This window comes from Paraburkholderia sp. MM5384-R2, from assembly GCF_014201025.1.
In the GTDB taxonomy this organism is placed as follows: domain Bacteria; phylum Pseudomonadota; class Gammaproteobacteria; order Burkholderiales; family Burkholderiaceae; genus Paraburkholderia; species Paraburkholderia tuberum.
Map to the genome: position 1 here is coordinate 161,946 of NZ_JACHDI010000018.1, position 18,020 is coordinate 179,965.

The 18,020-nt window shown below is 64.6% G+C and carries 18 protein-coding genes; 5 read left to right on the forward strand and 13 right to left on the reverse strand.

Annotation, left to right across the window (positions count from 1 at the left end; all coding sequences use genetic code 11):
- Positions 1–2 precede the first annotated feature (2 nt).
- Together HDG37_RS25895 and HDG37_RS25900 are read left to right on the forward strand one after the other, a co-directional pair.
- The gene (locus HDG37_RS25895) at positions 3–1,793 is read left to right on the forward strand and encodes a M61 family metallopeptidase (protein ID WP_184052413.1); all 1,791 of its coding nucleotides are present in this window, start codon (positions 3–5) and stop codon (positions 1,791–1,793) included.
- Positions 1,794–1,984: 191 nt separating this feature from the next.
- Entirely contained in the window at positions 1,985–2,581 is a 597-nt protein-coding gene (locus HDG37_RS25900; RefSeq protein WP_018420121.1) for an FMN-dependent NADH-azoreductase, read from the forward strand.
- Positions 2,582–2,707: 126 nt separating this feature from the next.
- Here HDG37_RS25900 and HDG37_RS25905 read toward each other — a convergent pair whose 3' ends face one another.
- From HDG37_RS25905 to rpe, 8 genes are all read right to left on the reverse strand, one after another.
- Complete coding sequence (locus tag HDG37_RS25905) at positions 2,708–3,523, reverse strand: uracil-DNA glycosylase (RefSeq protein WP_090802020.1); 816 nt, start codon at positions 3,521–3,523, stop codon at positions 2,708–2,710.
- 85 nt (positions 3,524–3,608) lie between these two features.
- On the reverse strand, positions 3,609–4,235 hold the full coding sequence (locus tag HDG37_RS25910) for a CYTH domain-containing protein (RefSeq protein WP_090802018.1): 627 nt from the start codon (positions 4,233–4,235) through the stop codon (positions 3,609–3,611).
- Positions 4,236–4,297: 62 nt separating this feature from the next.
- A complete protein-coding gene (gene trpC, locus HDG37_RS25915) occupies positions 4,298–5,083 on the reverse strand; it encodes an indole-3-glycerol phosphate synthase TrpC (RefSeq protein WP_184052415.1) in 786 nt (261 codons plus the stop codon).
- A gap of 18 nt (positions 5,084–5,101) precedes the next feature.
- Positions 5,102–6,133, reverse strand: coding sequence for an anthranilate phosphoribosyltransferase (gene trpD, locus HDG37_RS25920; protein WP_090805481.1), 1,032 nt, complete (start codon positions 6,131–6,133; stop codon positions 5,102–5,104).
- Positions 6,134–6,152: 19 nt separating this feature from the next.
- Positions 6,153–6,770 carry an aminodeoxychorismate/anthranilate synthase component II gene (locus tag HDG37_RS25925; protein WP_184052417.1) on the reverse strand — a complete coding sequence of 206 codons (618 nt, stop codon included), beginning with the start codon at positions 6,768–6,770 and terminating at the stop codon, positions 6,153–6,155.
- A gap of 13 nt (positions 6,771–6,783) precedes the next feature.
- Positions 6,784–8,277: an anthranilate synthase component I gene (gene trpE / locus HDG37_RS25930; RefSeq protein WP_184052419.1), complete on the reverse strand. Its 1,494-nt coding sequence runs from the start codon at positions 8,275–8,277 to the stop codon at positions 6,784–6,786.
- A gap of 376 nt (positions 8,278–8,653) precedes the next feature.
- Positions 8,654–9,370: a phosphoglycolate phosphatase gene (locus HDG37_RS25935; protein WP_184052422.1), complete on the reverse strand. Its 717-nt coding sequence runs from the start codon at positions 9,368–9,370 to the stop codon at positions 8,654–8,656.
- Between the two features lie 13 nt (positions 9,371–9,383).
- Positions 9,384–10,067: a ribulose-phosphate 3-epimerase gene (gene rpe, locus HDG37_RS25940; protein WP_184052424.1), complete on the reverse strand. Its 684-nt coding sequence runs from the start codon at positions 10,065–10,067 to the stop codon at positions 9,384–9,386.
- A 327-nt stretch (positions 10,068–10,394) separates the two neighbouring features.
- On the opposite strand from rpe, the gene apaG reads away from it, so the two are divergent.
- Entirely contained in the window at positions 10,395–10,769 is a 375-nt protein-coding gene (gene apaG / locus HDG37_RS25945; protein ID WP_184009102.1) for a Co2+/Mg2+ efflux protein ApaG, read from the forward strand.
- 146 nt (positions 10,770–10,915) lie between these two features.
- Here the strand turns inward: apaG and HDG37_RS38825 are convergent, their stop codons facing one another.
- Complete coding sequence (locus HDG37_RS38825) at positions 10,916–11,089, reverse strand: hypothetical protein (protein WP_162633932.1); 174 nt, start codon at positions 11,087–11,089, stop codon at positions 10,916–10,918.
- Between the two features lie 16 nt (positions 11,090–11,105).
- Between HDG37_RS38825 and HDG37_RS25950 the strand changes: the two genes are divergently transcribed.
- Positions 11,106–12,224, forward strand: a complete 1,119-nt coding sequence (locus HDG37_RS25950) for a murein transglycosylase A (protein ID WP_221312133.1) — start codon at positions 11,106–11,108, stop codon at positions 12,222–12,224.
- Positions 12,225–12,412: 188 nt separating this feature from the next.
- Here the strand turns inward: HDG37_RS25950 and paaK are convergent, their stop codons facing one another.
- The 4 genes from paaK to paaN form a co-directional block, all read right to left on the reverse strand.
- Positions 12,413–13,717, reverse strand: a complete 1,305-nt coding sequence (gene paaK, locus HDG37_RS25955; RefSeq protein WP_184052426.1) for a phenylacetate--CoA ligase PaaK — start codon at positions 13,715–13,717, stop codon at positions 12,413–12,415.
- A 112-nt stretch (positions 13,718–13,829) separates the two neighbouring features.
- Positions 13,830–14,291: a hydroxyphenylacetyl-CoA thioesterase PaaI gene (paaI, locus tag HDG37_RS25960; protein WP_184052427.1), complete on the reverse strand. Its 462-nt coding sequence runs from the start codon at positions 14,289–14,291 to the stop codon at positions 13,830–13,832.
- 1 nt (position 14,292) lies between these two features.
- On the reverse strand, positions 14,293–15,084 hold the full coding sequence (gene paaG, locus HDG37_RS25965; RefSeq protein WP_184052430.1) for a 2-(1,2-epoxy-1,2-dihydrophenyl)acetyl-CoA isomerase PaaG: 792 nt from the start codon (positions 15,082–15,084) through the stop codon (positions 14,293–14,295).
- Positions 15,085–15,250: 166 nt separating this feature from the next.
- Positions 15,251–16,951, reverse strand: coding sequence for a phenylacetic acid degradation protein PaaN (paaN, locus tag HDG37_RS25970; RefSeq protein ID WP_184052432.1), 1,701 nt, complete (start codon positions 16,949–16,951; stop codon positions 15,251–15,253).
- A 135-nt stretch (positions 16,952–17,086) separates the two neighbouring features.
- Between paaN and HDG37_RS25975 the strand changes: the two genes are divergently transcribed.
- The gene (locus HDG37_RS25975) at positions 17,087–17,863 is read left to right on the forward strand and encodes an enoyl-CoA hydratase (protein ID WP_184052434.1); all 777 of its coding nucleotides are present in this window, start codon (positions 17,087–17,089) and stop codon (positions 17,861–17,863) included.
- The last annotated feature ends 157 nt before the right edge of the window (positions 17,864–18,020 follow it).

Consider the following 18,020-nt stretch of genomic DNA (forward strand, 5'->3'; position numbering starts at 1 on the left):
CGATGAAGCCGATCCGCTACACCATCGTTCCGGGTAACCCCGCCGCCCACCTGTTCGAAGTCACCGTGACCGTCGCCGATCCCGATCCGGCCGGCCAGCGTTTCATGCTGCCGGTGTGGATTCCGGGCAGCTACATGGTGCGCGAGTTCGCGCGCAACATCGTCACGCTGCGCGCGGTAAACGATGCGGGCCGCAAGGTGCGCATCGAGAAGATCGACAAGCACACGTGGCAGGCCGCGCCGGTCAAGGGAGCCTTGACGCTGCGCTACGAGGTGTACGCATGGGACCTGTCGGTGCGCGCCGCGCATCTGGACGACACGATCGGCTTTTTCAACGGCACCAGCGTGTTCCTGTCGCCGCTCGGCCATGAGGACGCGCAGTGCGTCGTCGATATCCAGAAGCCGCAGGGCGCCGCGTATCGCGGCTGGCGCGTCGCGACCGCGCTGCCGGAAGCGCGCGGCACGAAGCGCTACGGCTTCGGCGAATACCACGCGCAGAACTACGACGAACTGATCGACCATCCTGTGACGCTCGGGGAATTCGCGCTCGCGACGTTCAAGGCGCACGGCGTGCCGCACGACGTCGTGATCGGCGGTCGCGTGATCGGGCTCGACATGGAGCGTCTGTGCAAGGATCTGAAGCGCATCTGCGAAGCGCAGATCGCGTTGTTCGAACCGAAGTCGAAGAAGGCGCCGGTCGAGCGCTACGTGTTCATGACGCAGGCTGTCACCGACGGTTATGGCGGGCTCGAGCATCGCGCGTCGACCGCGCTGATCTGCAATCGCACCGATCTGCCGGTGCAGGGCCGCGAGCCGATGAGCGAGGGCTACCGGACCTATCTCGGTCTGTGCAGCCACGAGTATTTCCACACGTGGAATGTGAAGCGGATCAAGCCAGCCGTGTTCGCGCCGTATGACCTCGGCGTCGAAAACTACACGTCGATGCTGTGGCTGTTCGAGGGCTTCACGTCGTATTACGACGACCTGATTCTCGTACGCAGCGGGGTGATCTCGCAGGACGACTATTTCGGCCTGCTCGGCAAGGTGATCGGCGGGGTGCAGCGCGGCAGCGGGCGCCTCAAGCAGAGCGTCGCCGAAAGCTCGTTCGATGCGTGGGTCAAGTACTACCGGCAGGACGAGAACGCGCCGAACGCGATCGTCAGCTATTACACGAAGGGCTCGCTGATCGCGCTCGCCTTCGACCTGACGATCCGCGCGCAGACCGGCAACCAGAAATCGCTCGACGACGTGATGCGTCTGCTGTGGAAGCGCTTCGGCCGTGACTTTTATCGAGGCAAGCCGGTCGGCGTCGACGAAAGCGAGATCGAGGCGATTTTCGCGGAAGCGAGCGGCGCGCAACTGGCCGAACTGTTCGCCGAGGGCGTGCGCGGCACGCGCGATCTGCCGCTCGACGCGCTGCTCGCGCCGTTCGGCGTGGCGCTCGCGGCGGACGTCGACAAAAACGGCAAGCCGTCGCTCGGCGTGCGGCTACGCGGCGGCGCGGATTGCGCGCTCGCGACCGTGCACGAGGGCAGCGCCGCGCAGAAGGCCGGCCTCTCCGCTGGCGACGTGCTGATCGCGATCGATGGTCTGCGCGTGACCGGCGGGAATATCGATGCTCTGCTGTCGCGCTATCAGCCGGGCGCGAAAGTCGAGGTGCACGCGTTCCGCCGCGACGAGCTGCGGGTCACGCAGGTGAAGCTCGACGGTCCCGAAGTGGCCCGCTACAAGCTCACGGTCAGCGATCACTGTCCCGCCGCGCGCAAAGCCCTTGAGCGCTGGCTGACGAAGTGATCGGCGTGGTGGTGGGCCGCACCGGGCGGTCCACCGATCGTCGCCTGTCCCGTCGTCAATCGGCGGAGGAGGGCGGTGGATTGTTCTACGCATGCAACAATCCTTCGCCGCTGGACGGCTTTTTCGCCGGCCGGTAAAAAAACACAATGACTTCACTCGCGCAACACTGCGCGCCCCTACTGGAGTCAACCATGACCACGATCCTGCAAATCAACTCGGCAGCCCGTTCGCAAGGCGCGAACTCGACGCTTCTCGTCAACGAGCTGACTGAAAAGCTGCAACAGTCGAATCCGGGCGCGCAAGTCGTCGTCCGTAACCTGCAAGCCGAACCGTTGCCGCACCTCGACGACGCCGTGCTCGGCGCGTTCTTCACGCCGGCCGACCAGCGCACCCCGGAACAGGCCGCGATCGCCGCACGCAGCGAAGCGCTGATCGCCGAACTGCAAGCCGCCGACGTCATCGTGATCGGTGCGCCGATGTACAACTTCGGCATCTCGTCGCAACTGAAGACGTACTTCGACTTCATCGCACGTGCGGGCATCACGTTCCGTTACACCGCGAACGGCCCGGAAGGCCTCGTGACGGGCAAGAAGGTCCACGTCGTGTCGGCGCGCGGCGGCAAGTATCTCGGCACGCCGAACGATAGCCAGACGCCGTATCTGAAGAGCTTCCTCGGCTTCCTCGGCATGACCGACGTGAACTTCATCTACGCCGAAGGCCTGAACTTGGGCCCGGACGCCGCGAACGCCGCGCTGAGCTCGGCACGCGAAGCGATCGCCGCGGTCTAAGCGGGTTTGTCCTGCCGCATTGCGCAGCTTCGATGCGGCGCGAGCGGTGAAAAGAATAACGCCGCGGATGGGTTCACCCTCCGCGGCGTTTTCGTTGTGTATCGCAATCTTCTGACGACGACGCTCTCACGCAAGCATTTGCGCGTCGTCCGGTAGACGCCAGTCGATCGGCTCCCGGCCGTGCTGCAACAGATATTCGTTCGCCTTCGCGAAATGCCCGCAACCGAGAAAGCCGCGATGCGCGGACAGCGGCGACGGATGCGGCGCCTCCAGCACATAGTGCGACTTGCCGCCGAGTAGCGCGCGCTTCGCCTGCGCATGCGCGCCCCACAGCATGAAGACGAGGTTCTGATGCCGCGTCGCGAGTTCGTGGATCAGCGTGTCGGTACATTTCTCCCAGCCGCGTTTCGCGTGGCTCGCGGCGCTGTCGCGCTCGACGGTCAGCACCGTGTTCAGCAGCAGCACGCCCTGTTTGGCCCAGCTGTCGAGGCAGCCGTGCTGCGGCGTCTGGTGACCGAGACTCGCGGCGATTTCCTTGAAGATGTTGCGCAGCGACGGTGGCGGCCGCACGTGCGGCGCGACCGAAAACGCGAGACCGTGCGCCTGCGGCGTGCCGCGGTCTTCGCCGTGGTACGGATCCTGGCCGAGGATTACGACTTTCACTTCGTCGGGGCTCGTCAGGCGGAGCGCGCGGAACACGTCGGCCGGATAGATCGTTTTGCCGGCGGCACGCTCACCGTCGACGAAGCGGCACAGCGGCGCGTAGGTGTCGCTGTCGATGAAGGGTTTCAGGTGCGCGCGCCAGGCCGCTGGTAGCGCGGCGAATTGTGCTTCGAGCGTGGGCGGGGCGGTGGTGGGGGCGGCGGAGGCCGGGGCGGGCGCGACATCGTCGAACAGCGATGCCTGCGGCAAACTGGAGCGGGTGCGGGAAGCGGAGGTCATGGCGGGGAAGTGTCGCAGCAAACGCGGACTAGCTCAAGTTGCGGCAAGCGAGCGCATGAGGTGCCGCGGGTTTCGGGCAACGCGCTCACCTGGCGCGCAGCCGATACCCGCGCTGCGCCTTGCTGATGTCATCCGGCGCGAGGCCGGCAATCCGTTTGCCGAGTTCGGCGGCGAGCGTGTGAAGCGCCGCTTCGTCGCCCGATTTCAGTTCGAGCTCGATCTCCGAGATCGGCGCGCGGCGCGCTTCATCGTCGACTTCGGCAAGCACGTCGCCCTGATCGATCGCCGCCTCGATCTGAGCGCCGTCGGAGTCGAGCAGCCATAGCGTGCGCGTGAAATTGGTATGGAACAGCTCGATCAGCGCAGGCGCGGCCTGTTTCAGTGCATCCGCGGCGGCGGGTTCGTCGCAAGCGCTCAGCAACGATTCGATTTCGAGCTTCGCGCCCGCGACCGGCAATTCCCATTCGTGCCGGCTATGCAAGCCGTTCGTCGCCGTGCCGACCGTCTTGAATGTCTGCAGCCAGCCGTCCGGGGTCTGCCGTAGACGCAGCGCGCTCTTTGACGACGCCAGCGTCAACTGCGGCGTATCGAAGTAAATGTTCACGAGCTTGATCGCGCGTCCGTTCTTGCCGGCGCGCGCGGCGAACCACTGCGTCGCCGCCTGCACCTGCGAAGCCGGCAGCGCCAGCTTGATTTCGCGTTCCATGCCCATGCTGGGTGTCCTAGTTGCGTGGATTTCTCTGCGCCCGATACGCGGATACGTCGATACGACGCTCAGAAAAACATCCGCGCGAGTTCCACGCCCGGCTCGTCCGCGCGCATGAACGCTTCGCCGACGAGGAAGGTATGCACGTTCCGCGCGCGCATGCGCTCGACGTCGTCGCGCGACAGGATGCCCGATTCGGTCACGACGATGCGATCGTCGGGAATCGCGTCGAGCATGCCGAGCGTCGTGTCGAGCGAGGTTTCGAAGGTGCGCAGATTGCGGTTGTTGATGCCGATCAGTGGCGTCTTCAGCGTCAGCGCTTCCTTGAGTTCATCACTGTCGTGCACTTCGACGAGCACCGCGAGCCCCAGCGAATGCGCGAGCGCTTCGAGGTTCTGCATCTCGGCGGTTTCGAGCGCGGCGGCGATCAGCAGGATCGCGTCGGCCCCCATCGCGCGTGCTTCGACAACCTGATACGCATCGACGATGAAGTCCTTGCGTATCACCGGCAACTGGCACGCGGCGCGCGCTTGCTGCAGATAGGCGACGCTGCCCTGGAAGAACTGCACGTCGGTCAGCACGGACAGACACGCCGCGCCGTGCTTCTCGTACGAACGCGCGATGTCGGCCGGCACGAAGTGCTCGCGCAGCACGCCCTTCGACGGGCTCGCCTTCTTCACTTCGGAGATCACCGCGGCGAGACCCGCCGTGTGCTTGGCGCGCAATGCGCCGACGAAGTCGCGGAGATCGCGCGACGACGCTTCGAGCCGCAGTTCTTCGAGCGGCACGCTTTGCTCGGCCGCCCGGACTTCTTCGCGTTTGACCGCGATGATGCGGTCGAGGATGTCGCTCATAAATGTCTCGCTACGTGATTACTGCTTGAATTGCTGGGTGAAGCGCACCAGTTCGTCGACCTTCGCGCGTGCCTTGCCGCTCGCGATCGCTTCGCGCGCGAGCTCGATGCCGTCCGCGATCGTGGCCGCGACGTTCGCCGAGTAGAGTGCCGTGCCGGCGTTCAGCGTGACGATTTCCCGCGCGACGCCGGGCTTGTTGCTGAGCGCGTCGAGCAGCATGACCTTCGACTCGCCCGCGTCGGCGACTTTGAGCGTGCGGTTCGACACCATCTGCATGCCGAAGTCTTCCGGATGGATCTCGTACTCGCGGATCTCGCCGTCGCGCAACTCGCCGACCAGCGTGGCGCCGCCGAGCGACACTTCGTCCATGCCGTCCATCCCGTACACGACGAGCACGTGTTTGGCGCCGAGGCGCTGCATCACGCGCACCTGAATGCCGACGAGGTCGGGGTGAAACACGCCCATCAGCTGATTCGGCGCGCCGGCCGGATTGGTGAGCGGCCCGAGGATATTGAAGATCGTGCGGATGCCGAGTTCCCGGCGTACCGGCGCGACGTTTTTCATCGCCGGATGATGGTTCGGCGCGAACATGAAGCCCATGCCCGTTTCCGCAATCGATGCCGCGACCTGCTCCGGCTGCAGATCGATGTTGACGCCGAGCGCTTCGAGCACGTCCGCGCTGCCCGACTTGCTCGATACGCCGCGATTGCCGTGCTTTGCGACCTTCGCGCCCGCCGCGGCCGACACGAACATCGTCGCGGTGGAAATGTTGAACGTGTGCGCGCCGTCGCCGCCGGTGCCGACGATATCGACGAAGTTCGAGTTGTCCTGCACGTCGACGTGCCGGGCAAATTCACGCATCACCGTGGCGGCCGCGGTGATTTCGCCGATGGTCTCTTTTTTGACGCGCAGGCCGGTGATGATCGCCGCCGACATCACGGGCGAGAGTTCGCCGCGCATGATGAGGCGCATCAGGTGCAGCATTTCGTCGTGAAAAATCTCGCGGTGCTCGATGGTCCGCTGCAAGGCTTCCTGGGGCGTAATGGACATGATCTCGTCTCCCTTAGTGTCAGGCATTGCGGGACGCCGCGTGACTCGAGGCCTTGCCGGCGACGGCGAGCTTCGACTGCTTGACGAAGTTTTCGAGCAGCGCGTGGCCGTGTTCGGACAGGATCGATTCCGGGTGGAACTGCACGCCTTCCACGGCCAGTTCCTTGTGGCGCACGCCCATGATTTCGCCGTCTTCAGTCCATGCCGATACTTCGAGGCAGTCGGGCAGCGATTCGCGTTCGATCGCGAGCGAGTGGTAGCGCGTCACCGTGAAATGCTTCGGCAGGTCCGCGAATACGCCCTTGCAGTCGGTTTCGATCGTGCTGACCTTGCCATGCATGATGGTCTGCGCGCGCACGACGCGGCCGCCGAACGCCTCGCCGATCGCCTGATGGCCGAGGCACACGCCGAGAATCGGCGTCTTGCCGGCGAATTCGCGCAGCACGTCGAGCGTGATGCCCGCGTGCTGCGGGTTGCTTGGGCCCGGCGACAGGCAGATGCGCTCGGGGTTCAGCCTGGCGATTTCGTCGAGCGTGATTTCGTCGTTGCGATAGGTGCGCACGTCTTCGCCGAGTTCGCCGAAGTACTGCACCAGGTTGTAGGTGAACGAGTCGTAGTTGTCGATCATGAGCAGCATGGTGTGTCTCCGGTCAGAAGTCGCTATCGAGGCCGTCCTGGACCTGCTCGGCGGCGCGCATTACCGCGCGTGCCTTGTTCTCGGTCTCCTGCCATTCGGATTCGGGCACCGAATCGGCGACCACGCCCGCGGCCGCCTGCACATACAGATTGCCGTTCGCGATCACGCCGGTGCGGATCGTGATGGCCAGATCCATCTCGCCGGTGAACGACAGATAGCCGACCGCCCCGCCGTACAGGCCGCGCTTGACGGGCTCGAGCTCGTCGATCAGCTCCATCGCGCGGACCTTCGGCGCGCCCGACAGCGTGCCGGCCGGGAAGGTGGCGCGCAGCACGTCGAAATTGGTCATGTCGTTCTTGAGCTTGCCCTCGACCGAGCTGACGATGTGCTGCACGTGCGAGTACTTCTCGATCACCATCTTGTCGGTCACGACCACCGAGCCGATCTGCGCGATGCGGCCGACGTCGTTGCGCGCGAGGTCGATCAGCATCACATGCTCGGCGATTTCCTTCGGATCGTTCAGCAGCTCGGCCGCGAGCGCGGCATCGCGCTCGGGCGTGTTGCCGCGCGGACGGGTGCCGGCCAGCGGGCGGATCGTGACGATACGGTCCTCGCCGCGCTTTTCCTGGCGCACCAGAATCTCCGGCGACGCACCGACCACGTGGAAGTCGCCGAAGTTGTAGTAGTACATGTACGGCGACGGATTCAGCGAGCGCAGCGCGCGATACAGCGACAGCGGATTGTCGCGGTACGGCTTGATCAGGCGCTGACCGACCTGCACCTGCATCAGTTCGCCGGCGGCGATGTATTCCTTCGCCTTGCGCACGGCCGCCAGGTAATCGTCTTTCGCGAACTCGCGGTAGATCTCGGTGCGTACGCTGGCCGACACGACGGGCGGCTCGACGGTGACGCGCAGCCGCTGGCGCAGTTCGCGCAGACGGTGCTTCGCTTTCGTGTAGGCCTCAGCCTGGGTCGGGTCGGCGTAGACCACCAGATAGAGCTTGCCGGCGAGGTTGTCGATGACGGCGACTTCCTCGGTCAGCAGCAGTTGGATGTCGGGCAGATTGAGGTCGTCTTTCGGCGCGCTGTGCGCGAGCTTCTTCTCGATATAGCGCACGGCGTCATAGCCGAAATAGCCGGCGAGACCGCCCGTGAAGCGCGGCAGCCCCGGGCGTTGCGCGACCTTGAAGCGCGCCTGGAATTGCTGGATGAACGCGAGCGGATCGCCGTCGTGCGTCTCGACGACCTTGCCGTCGCGGACCACTTCCGACACGCCGTTGCGCGTGCGCATGAGAGTCCGCGCCGGCAGGCCGATGAACGAATAACGCCCGAAGCGTTCGCCGCCGACCACCGACTCCAGCAGGAACGAGTTCGCGCCGTTGCGCTCGGTCTGCGCGAGCTTCAGGTACAGCGACAGCGGCGTCTCGAGGTCGGCGAGCGCTTCGGCGATCAGCGGGATGCGGTTGAAACCCTCGTTGGCGAGGGACTGGAATTCGAGTTCGGTCATGTTCCGATCCTGTACGGTGGTCCGGCGGCAGCAAGCGTCGGGCAAAGCGGGGCTAAGCGCCTCCGGTCAGGGCGTGGGTCGACGTTCTCGACACAATGATACCGACCGGCGCGGGTCTTCCATCGGCGCGTGCGAGCGGTGCGGGTGAGCAACGGTACCTTGCGGGTACGCGCAGGCTCAATCAGCCGATGCAGCTGCGCAAAAACAGATCGATGGAAAAAGCGCGTGAGCGCAGCGAAGTAAAAAACGGTTGCCGAAGACGAGCTTCAGCGTACCTCAGGCGAGGTTAGCGCGACCAGCGACGCCAGGGCCAGGCTCCCCGGTCGATGCTAATCAGACTCCGTTTTTTATTCAGAAACATGAGGATGAAGGACTGTTAAGTCGTGGATTGATGCGCTGCGATCGCCCTGGCGGCGTCGAGCAGCGAGGCAACTATACCATCGGATTTTATCGTTTGTATAGCTTGGCCGTGGTTGTACCCGTAGGGCACGGTCAGCGTCGCCATGCCGGCCGCGCGGCCCGCCAGCGCGTCGTTTTCCGAGTCGCCGATCGCCACCGTGGCGCTCGGCTCGACGCCGAGTTGCGCGGCGGCGGTCAGCATCGGCAGCGGGTCCGGTTTCTTTTTCGCGAGACTGTCGCCGCCGAGCACGACGCTGAAATACGGTGCAAGCCGGTACTGCTGCAGCAATTCGAGCGCGAAGCGGTGCGGCTTGTTGGTCACGCAGGCGAGCTTCAGGCCCGCGTCGCGCAGCGCGCGCAGCCCGGCCTCGACGTCTGGATAAAGCCGCGTGTGCACGCCGTTGATCTTCGCGTACTCGGCCTGATAGATCGCGAGCGCTTCGTCGAAGCGCTCTTGCGCGTGCTCGGCTTCGAAGCGCGGCGCAAGCACGCTGCGGATCAGATGCTCCGAACCCTTGCCGACGTAGCCGACCACTTCCTCGCGCGTCGTTTCCTCCGCGTCGAGTTGAGCGAGCATACCGTTCAGGCCGGCGGTGAAGTCGTCGGCCGTGTCGATCATCGTGCCGTCGAGGTCGATGATCGCGGCTTCGAGGCGCGGGCCGGTAAACGTCGGGGCGGGATATGGAGTGGTCATGAGGCGCTGGTTTTTAACGCTGGACGGTCGCGAGGGCGGCGCGCATCCTGTCGATCACGACTTTGTGATCGGGCTGGCCAAAGATCGCCGAGCCGGCCACGAACGTGTCCGCGCCGGCCGCCGCGATTTCCGCGATGTTGTCGACCTTCACGCCGCCGTCCACTTCGAGGTGGATGTCGTGGCCGGTGCGCTCGGTGTACGCGTCGATGCGTTTGCGCGCTTCGCGCAGCTTGTTGAGCGCCTCGGGGATGAACGACTGGCCGCCGAAGCCCGGGTTCACCGACATGATCAGCACGAGGTCGACCTTGTCCATCACATGATCGAGATAGTTCAGCGACGTCGCCGGATTGAACACGAGGCCGGCCTTGCAGCCGTGGTCGCGGATCAGCGACAGCGTGCGGTCGATGTGATCCGACGCTTCCGGGTGAAAGCTGATCAGGTTCGCGCCGGCTTTCGCGAAGTCCGGCACGATACGGTCGACGGGACGCACCATCAGGTGCACGTCGATTGGCACGTCCACGTGCGGGCGGATCGCTTCGCATACGAGCGGGCCGATGGTCAGGTTCGGCACGTAGTGGTTGTCCATCACGTCGAAGTGGATCCAGTCGGCGCCGGCGGCGACGACATTGCGGATTTCTTCGCCCAGGCGGGCGAAGTCGGCGGAGAGAATGCTGGGGGCGATGCGAAATTGCGTCATGACAGGGGCCGATGCAAGCGGGAAAGCGCCATTTTACCGGTTTTGCGCGTGCAGACCGGGGTGCTGGCCGCGGTTGGCGTGGCGGAATCGCGCGATGAAACTTCGCAAAGTGCCGGCGCAAAAACGACATGGAGACTGGGCGCGGCAAAGCAGCCGTGTCCCAACGTCTTAGACACGGCTGGCCGAAAGGCGTATCCGGTTGCGGCCATGCCGCGCATCAAGCAGAATGCCATTCCATGAGCGCCGCATCGCCGCTGCACCCGCAGACCATTGGCGTTCGGGCCTTCCACGATTTTTCACAGCCCGTTTGATCAGATCGGAATCAGGATGAGCCAGTACGAATTCAGCGTCTCGGCGCAGGTGCACTACCTGCCCGAAGAATCGGACCCGGAGCGTCGCCAGTACGCCTTTGCCTACACGCTGACCATCCGTAACACCGGCCAGGTGCCCGCACAGTTGATCGCGCGTCACTGGATCATCACCGACAGCGAAAACACCGTGCAGGAGGTCAAAGGCCTGGGCGTGGTCGGTCATCAGCCGCTGCTCAAGCCGGGCGAGCATTTCGAATACACGAGTTGGGCAGTGATCGCGACGCCGGTCGGCACGATGCGCGGCGATTACTTCTGCGTGGCGGAGGATGGTGAGCGCTTCGAGGCGCCGGTGCCGGAGTTCGTGCTGCGCATGCCGCGAACGTTGCATTGAACCGGCGCGGTGTTGCGCGGTCTTTAATGAGTTCGTATCGGCGCGCGGCGTAGCGGGCAGTTGAGTGGGTGGTTGGATGAGCGCTCAGACGAGCGCTTGAGGCACGAGGGGTTGCGCGGGTTCTGTATGCAACCCGCCGGCCAGGGTCACTGCGGCTTTTGCTGTTGGGACCGTTCCGCCGGCTTGGCACGTCGCGCTTTTTTCTTGCCAGCCGACGTCCACACAACGATAAAGACGAGCAGGAACAGCGCGAGCAGCGATTCCAGCGCGAAGATGAGCATCGGGTATTCGTCGAACAAATCAGACATGGCGGTTTCCATCAAGAACGAACATTGTATGCGTTTTGTCCGCCGAGCCGGCGCGTGGGTCGGTGCATTGTCGGTTGCGGTGTTGCTTGCCTCCTGCGGCGGCGGCGGCGCGCTCCGGCCTTCGCCGCCGAGCGGCGCGGCGATCATCCCCGGCCAGATCGCGTCGTCGCGCTTGACCGCGGTTGCGTGGCAGCAGGTGCCGGGCTGGCAGGACGACTCGCTGATCGGCGCGACGGCCGCGTTGCGGCAAAACTGCACGAGGCTCGCGCGTCAGCCGAACTGGTCGCGTGCATGCGCGGCCGCCGCGCAAATCGACGATCTCGACGTCATCGGCGCGCGCGCCTTCTTCGAAGCCTACTTCACGCCGTTCCAGCTCGCGAATGGCGACGGCACGCTCGACGGTCTGGTCACCGGTTACTACGAGCCCCTGCTGCGGGGCTCGCGCACGCGGCATGGGGTATATCAGACCGCGCTGTACCGCTGGCCCGCCGGCTATCGCGTGGGGGCGCCGTTGCCGGCGCGCGCCCAACTCGAACGCTCGGGCGCGCTCAGCGGCAACGAACTCGTGTGGGTCGACGACCCGATCGAAGCATTCTTTTTGCAGGTGCAGGGCTCCGGGCGCATCGTGATGGAAGACGGCAGTGTGATGCGCGTCGGCTTTGGCGGTACCAACGATCAGCCGTACAAGTCGATCGGGCGCTGGCTGCTCGATCATGGCGAGATCACACCCGCGCAGGCGACGATGCAGGGCATCAAGGCATGGGCACGCGCGAATCCGACGCGCGTCGATGGATTGCTCGACACCAATCCGCGCTTCGTGTTTTTTCGCGAGATGCCGTCGGCCGAAAGTATGCCGAGCGGCGGCGCGGACGGTCCGATCGGCGCGCTCGGCGTGCCGCTGACGCCGGAACGCTCGATTGCGGTCGACCCGAGCGCGATTCCGCTCGGCACGCCGGTGTTCCTGCAGACCACACGGCCGCTGACGAACTCGCCGCTGAACCGCCTCGTGTTCGCGCAGGACACGGGCACCGCGATCAAAGGCGGCGTGCGCGCCGACTACTTCTGGGGCCTCGGCGACGATGCCGGTGATCTGGCTGGCAAGATGAAGCAGGGTGGCCGGATGTGGTTGCTGCTGCCGAATTCGTGAGGCGGTGGGGCGCAGGCGGAAGCGTGACTGCCGTTTGAGTTACAGCGGTTTTCGGGAGGCGGGTTGGAGGCTGCCGCGAAGCCGTTAATAGATGTCGTGGAAATCGGCGTCACGTTTGGATCAGGATCCGTGCGTGACGCCGTTTTTTGTTGGGCCCTTACGCTGCGCGTCGCTGCCCGTTGCCTGACTTAGAGCCCCGATCTGCGCTTGTCGACCACCCGCCGCGCCTTGCCCACCGAGCGCTCGATCCCATTCACGGCCAGCACGTTCACCACCGCGCTGACGCCAATCAGCGCCTTGATGTCGTACGCCAGCGCGTTTTTCGCGGTGGTTAGCGCGGAAGTATCCGGCGCGCTTTCGGGGCACGGTTCGACGTTCAGCGTCAACACGTCGAGCGGCCCTTCCTTCGTCAGTACGATCTGATAGTGCGGCGCGAGCGCGTGCTGCTTGAGCAGCAACTCTTCGATCTGCGTCGGGAACACATTGACGCCACGGACGATCATCATGTCGTCCGAGCGGCCCGTGATTTTTTCCATACGCCGCATCGTGCGGGCGCTGCCCGGCAGCAGGCGCGTGAGATCGCGCGTGCGGTAGCGGATGATCGGCAGCGCTTCTTTCGTCAGCGACGTGAACACGAGTTCGCCGAGTTCGCCATCGGGCAGCACCTCGCCCGTTTCGGGGTCGATGATCTCGGGATAGAAATGGTCTTCCCAGATCGTCGGGCCGTCTTTGGTCTCGATGCACTCCGAGGCGACGCCCGGGCCCATCACTTCGGAGAGACCGTAGATGTCGACCGCGTCGATGCCCATGCGTTTTTCGATCGCCTCGCGCATTTCGTTGGTCCACGGCTCAGCGCCGAAGATGCCGATGCGCAATGAGCAGCTAGCCGGGTCGATACCCTGGCGCTCGAGTTCGTCGGCGATCGACAGCATGTAGCTCGGTGTCACCATGATGATGTCCGGCCGGAAGTCCTGGATCAGCTGCACCTGCTTTTCGGTCTGACCACCGCCGAACGGAATCACGGTGAGCCCCGCGCGCTCGGCGCCGTAATGCGCGCCGAGGCCGCCCGTGAAGAGGCCGTAGCCGTAGCTCACGTGCACCTTGTCGCCGCGCTTCGCGCCGGCGGCGCGTATCGAACGGGCGACGAGATTCGCCCACGTGTCGATGTCGCGCGCCGTATAGCCGACGACGGTCGGCTTGCCGGTCGTCCCAGACGATGCATGGATTCGCGAAATCTGCTCCTGCGGCACCGCGAACATGCCGAACGGATAGTTGTCGCGCAAATCCTTCTTCGTCGTGAACGGAAAGCGCGCGAGGTCCGCGAGCGACTTGACATCGCCCGGATGAACACCGGCTTCGTCGAACTTGCGCCGGTACACCGGCGAATTTTCATACGCATGGGTGAGTGACCATTTGAGCCGTTCAAGTTGGAGCGCGGCGAGCTCGTCGCGGCTGGCGGTCTCGATCGGATCGAGCGGAAGAGCGGTGCTCATCGAATGTCTCCTTGCTGCCTCAGTATCTGAGTTTGATATGTAACGCGTTGGCGTCAGAGAGCCACGCAGACAGTCGTCCGCGAGGGCGGCTCTGGCTTGCCGCCGCTCAATGTTAGTCGCCGGTGGGAATCAGGTTGCCCCTGATTTGCGCCGACTTGCCGCGAAACATCGCGACGGTCTCGCCGGCGCGATTCGTGACGCGAATATCGTAGATGCCAGTGCGCCCGCTCGATGTCTGCTCGACCGCTTCGGCGCTCAGCATGTCGCCGCCGTAGACCGGCCGGAGGTATTCGATCGAGCAGCCGGCGGCAACCGTATTGATGTTGTAAGTGTTGCAGGCGAACGCGAAGGTCGAATCGGCGAGCGTGAAGATCAGACCGCCGTGGCAGATCTGATGGCCGTTCAGGAAGTCGTCGCGCACCGCCATGCGCAGCCGCGCATAGCCGGGGCGCACTTCGAGAATCTCGAGCCCGAGCGCGCGACTGCAGGCGTCGTTTTCGTACATCGCGGCAGCTGTCGCGCGGGCGAGTTCGTCGGCAGTCATCTGGTCGGGGCGGGTGGTTTGCGTGGACATCTCAACGCCCCTCGAAGCGCGGCGCGCGCTTTTCGATAAATGCCTGCACGCCTTCCGCGTAATCGTGCGAGGCGCCTAGTTGGCGCTGCAGATCACGCTCGACATCGAGCTGCTGGTCGAGCGTTTGCGTCGTGCCGGCACGCATCGCCTGCTTGATCGCGGCGATCGCGCGCGTCGGTTGCTGGGCAAGCTGGGCCGCGAGATTTGCCGCGGCCGGAGCCAGTTCGGCGTCGTCGAGCGCTTGCCAGATCAAGCCCCAGCTTTCGGCTGTGTCGGCGCTGAGCTTGTCGCCGGTGATCGCGAGGCCGAGCGCGCGTGCCATGCCAACGCGTTGCGGCAGGAACCACGTCCCGCCCGAATCCGGCACGAGACCGATCTTCACGAACGCTTGGATGAAACTCGCGGAGCGAGCTGCGAGCACCAGGTCGCAGGCCAACGCGAGATTGGCGCCCGCGCCGGCGGCCGTGCCGTTGACCGCGGCGATCACCGGAAACGGTAGCGCTTGCAGACGGCGGATCAACGGATTGAAGTATTCATCGATCACGGCGCCGAGGTCGGTCATCGCGCCGGGCGTGAAATCGAGGTCGGCGAGATCCTGGCCGGCGCAGAAGCCGCGTCCCGCGCCGGTGAGCACGAGCGCACGGGCGCCCGACTTTTCGACCTGGTCGAGTGCCGCGCCGAGTTCCTGATGCATCGCGCGCGTGAAGCTGTTGAGCTTGTCCGGGCGGTTCAGCGTGATGGTGGCGACGTGGCTCGATGAGTCGAGGTCCAGCCGGATCGCTTCATATGACATGGGGTGTCTCCTCAAACTCTCTTTGGCCGATGGGCACGGTCCCTCGACTAGCGTCGGCGCGTGATGCCGATCCGATGTCTGATGTTAGTCAGAGCGCACGACTCGGTCCATCCGCCGAACGGCATAGGACGAAGTCGTGCGTTGTGCTGAAGCCTTCTTATGCCGTTCAGCCAGCTACCGCGGACGCCGCTTTCGGTTCAACATGAACGCGGCTTTGAACGACACGGAAGCGGTTGGCGACGAAAGCGGCATCGGCAAGCGCGGCATTCGCGGCCGGGTTGGCGCCGGTGCCGTGAAAGTCCGAAAAAGCCGCGGACTGGTTGACGAACACGCCACCGGTCAGGTTGATCGACAGTGCGACGCCGCCGCGGATCGACGCTTCGTGCGCGGCGTCGAGCACGGCGTCGTCCGTGCTGTAGACCGCCAGCGTTAGCGCGCCGTGCTCGGCAGCAATGTCGCCAGCGAGGTCGAGTGACTGCGCGGTCGAGTCCGTCGCGATGACGAACGAGATCGGCCCGAACCATTCTCTCGTGAACTGGGCGCGGTCGGTCGAGGCGTCGAGTTGCAATACGAGCGGTGTGCGCACGCGAGCGCCCGGAAAGGACGGATGGTCGAGCGTCTGGCTCGCGACGAGAACGCGGCCGAGCCCGGCGGCTTCGTCAATGCGCTGCACGACGCCTTCGTTCTGGATCGCGCCGAGCAGTTCGACGGCGCGGGCCTGATCGGCGACGAGCTTTTGCACCGCGCCGGCAAGCGCCTGGGAGACATCGTCAAAGCTGAGCGTGCCTTCCGCGGTGCGAATGCCGTCTCGCGGTACGTAGATATTTTGCGGCGCGGTGCACATCTGGCCTGAGTACAGCGCCAGCGAGAACGCGATGTTGCGCGCGGCCGCCTTGATGTCGTCGACCGAGTCGATGACGATCTGATTGACGCCAGCTTTTTCGGTGTAGACCTGCGCCTGGTGCGCGTTGCGCTCGAGCCAGGTGCCGTTCTGGGTGCTGCCCGTGAAGTCGATCAGTTTGATCTCGGGGCGCTGGGCCAGTTGCTGGACGAGGGCGCCGTCGTTCGGGGCGGTGGCCAGCAGCGTGACGACGTTCGGATCGAAGCCCGCTTCGCGCAACACGTCACGCGCGATGCGCACGGTCAGCGCGAGCGGCAGGATCGCGCCCGGATGCGGCTTGACGATCACCGTGTTGCCGGTGGCCAGATCGGCGAACAGGCCCGGATAGCCGTTCCACGTCGGGAATGTGCAGCAGCCGAGCACGAGGCCGATGCCGCGCGGCACGACGGTGTAGCGCTTGTGCATCGCGAGCGGCGGGTTTTTGCCTTGCGGCTTTTCCCAGTGCGCGTCGGCGGGAATACGGCGCAGCTGATCCCAGGCATACGCGACCGCTTCGAGCGCGCGATCCTGCGCGTGTGGGCCCCCTGCCTGGAAGGCCATCATGAACGCCTGACCGGTCGTGTGCATCACGCTGTAGCCGAGCTCGAAGCTGGCGCGATTCAGGCGCGCGAGGATTTCGAGGCTCACGCCGATCCATGCCTGCGGGCCGGCGGCGCGCCAATCGCGTTGCGCCGCGGCAGATGCGGCGATGAGCGCGCTCGGGTCGGCTTTCGGGTAACGCACGCCGAGCTGGAAGCCGAACGGCGAAACCTCTGCGCCGACGGTCTCTCCCGTCGACGGTTGGTCCAGGTCGAACGTTTTGTCTAGAAGCGCTTTGAACGCGGCTTCGCCGTCCGCGTTGGCTGTTTCCCCGTACACTTTCGGACTGGGCATCTCGACGAACGGGCTCCAGTAGCCGCGCGTTTCGAGCGCGGCGAGCGCTTTGTGCAGCGTGTCTTCGTGCTTGGTGAATAGCGGATGTGTCATGGCAAAGAGGCTCGGCTGTACGTTGGGGAAATACCTGTCGAATAATTGACCGACCGGTTGGTTGGGGAATGGTAGCATCACCGCAGACGATGCGCGAAGCGTTTTTCGCGTGCGATTAACCCTTATGGAGGCGGCATGGCTTACGAAAACATTCTGGTTGAGACGCGGGGACGGGTCGGACTGATTACGCTCAACCGTCCGAAGGCTCTGAATGCACTGAACGACGCGCTGATGGATGAACTAGGCGCAGCGTTGCGCGAGTTCGACGGCGACGAGTCGATTGGCGCAATCGTCCTGACGGGCAGCGAGAAAGCGTTCGCGGCCGGCGCGGACATCGGGATGATGGCGTCGTACTCCTATATGGATGTCTACAAGGGCGACTACATCACGCGCAATTGGGAAACGGTTCGCTCGATCCGTAAGCCGATCATTGCCGCGGTGGCGGGCTTCGCGCTCGGCGGCGGCTGCGAACTGGCGATGATGTGTGACATCATTTTCGCCGCCGACACGGCGAAGTTCGGTCAACCGGAAATCAAGCTCGGGATCATGCCGGGCGCGGGCGGCACGCAGCGCTTGCCGCGGGCGGTGTCAAAAGCGAAGGCGATGGACCTCTGTTTGACCGCCCGTTTCATGGATGCCGCCGAAGCGGAGCGCGCCGGACTGGTTTCGCGCGTGATTCCGGCGGCATCGCTGCTTGACGAAGCGGTCGGCGCGGCCGCCACCATTGCGGAATTCCCGCTGCCGGCGGTGCTGATGGTCAAGGAGTCGGTCAACCGAGCCTTTGAAACGACGCTCGCGGAGGGCGTGCATTTCGAGCGCCGCCTGTTCCATTCGCTCTTCGCCACCGAAGACCAGAAAGAGGGCATGGCCGCGTTCGTGGAGAAGCGCAAACCGGTTTTCAAGCACCGTTAATACGCTTGTCAAAATATCGCTTGCAAGTCCCGATGCCGGCGACTAGAATTCCGCTCTTTCGCGCTCCGGACGCCGGGGTGCGCAGAAGCGGGAAGCCTTTGATGGCGTGGGCTTCAGCGGCGTGGGCAGGTTAAGCGAGTGATAAAAACCTGTTGAC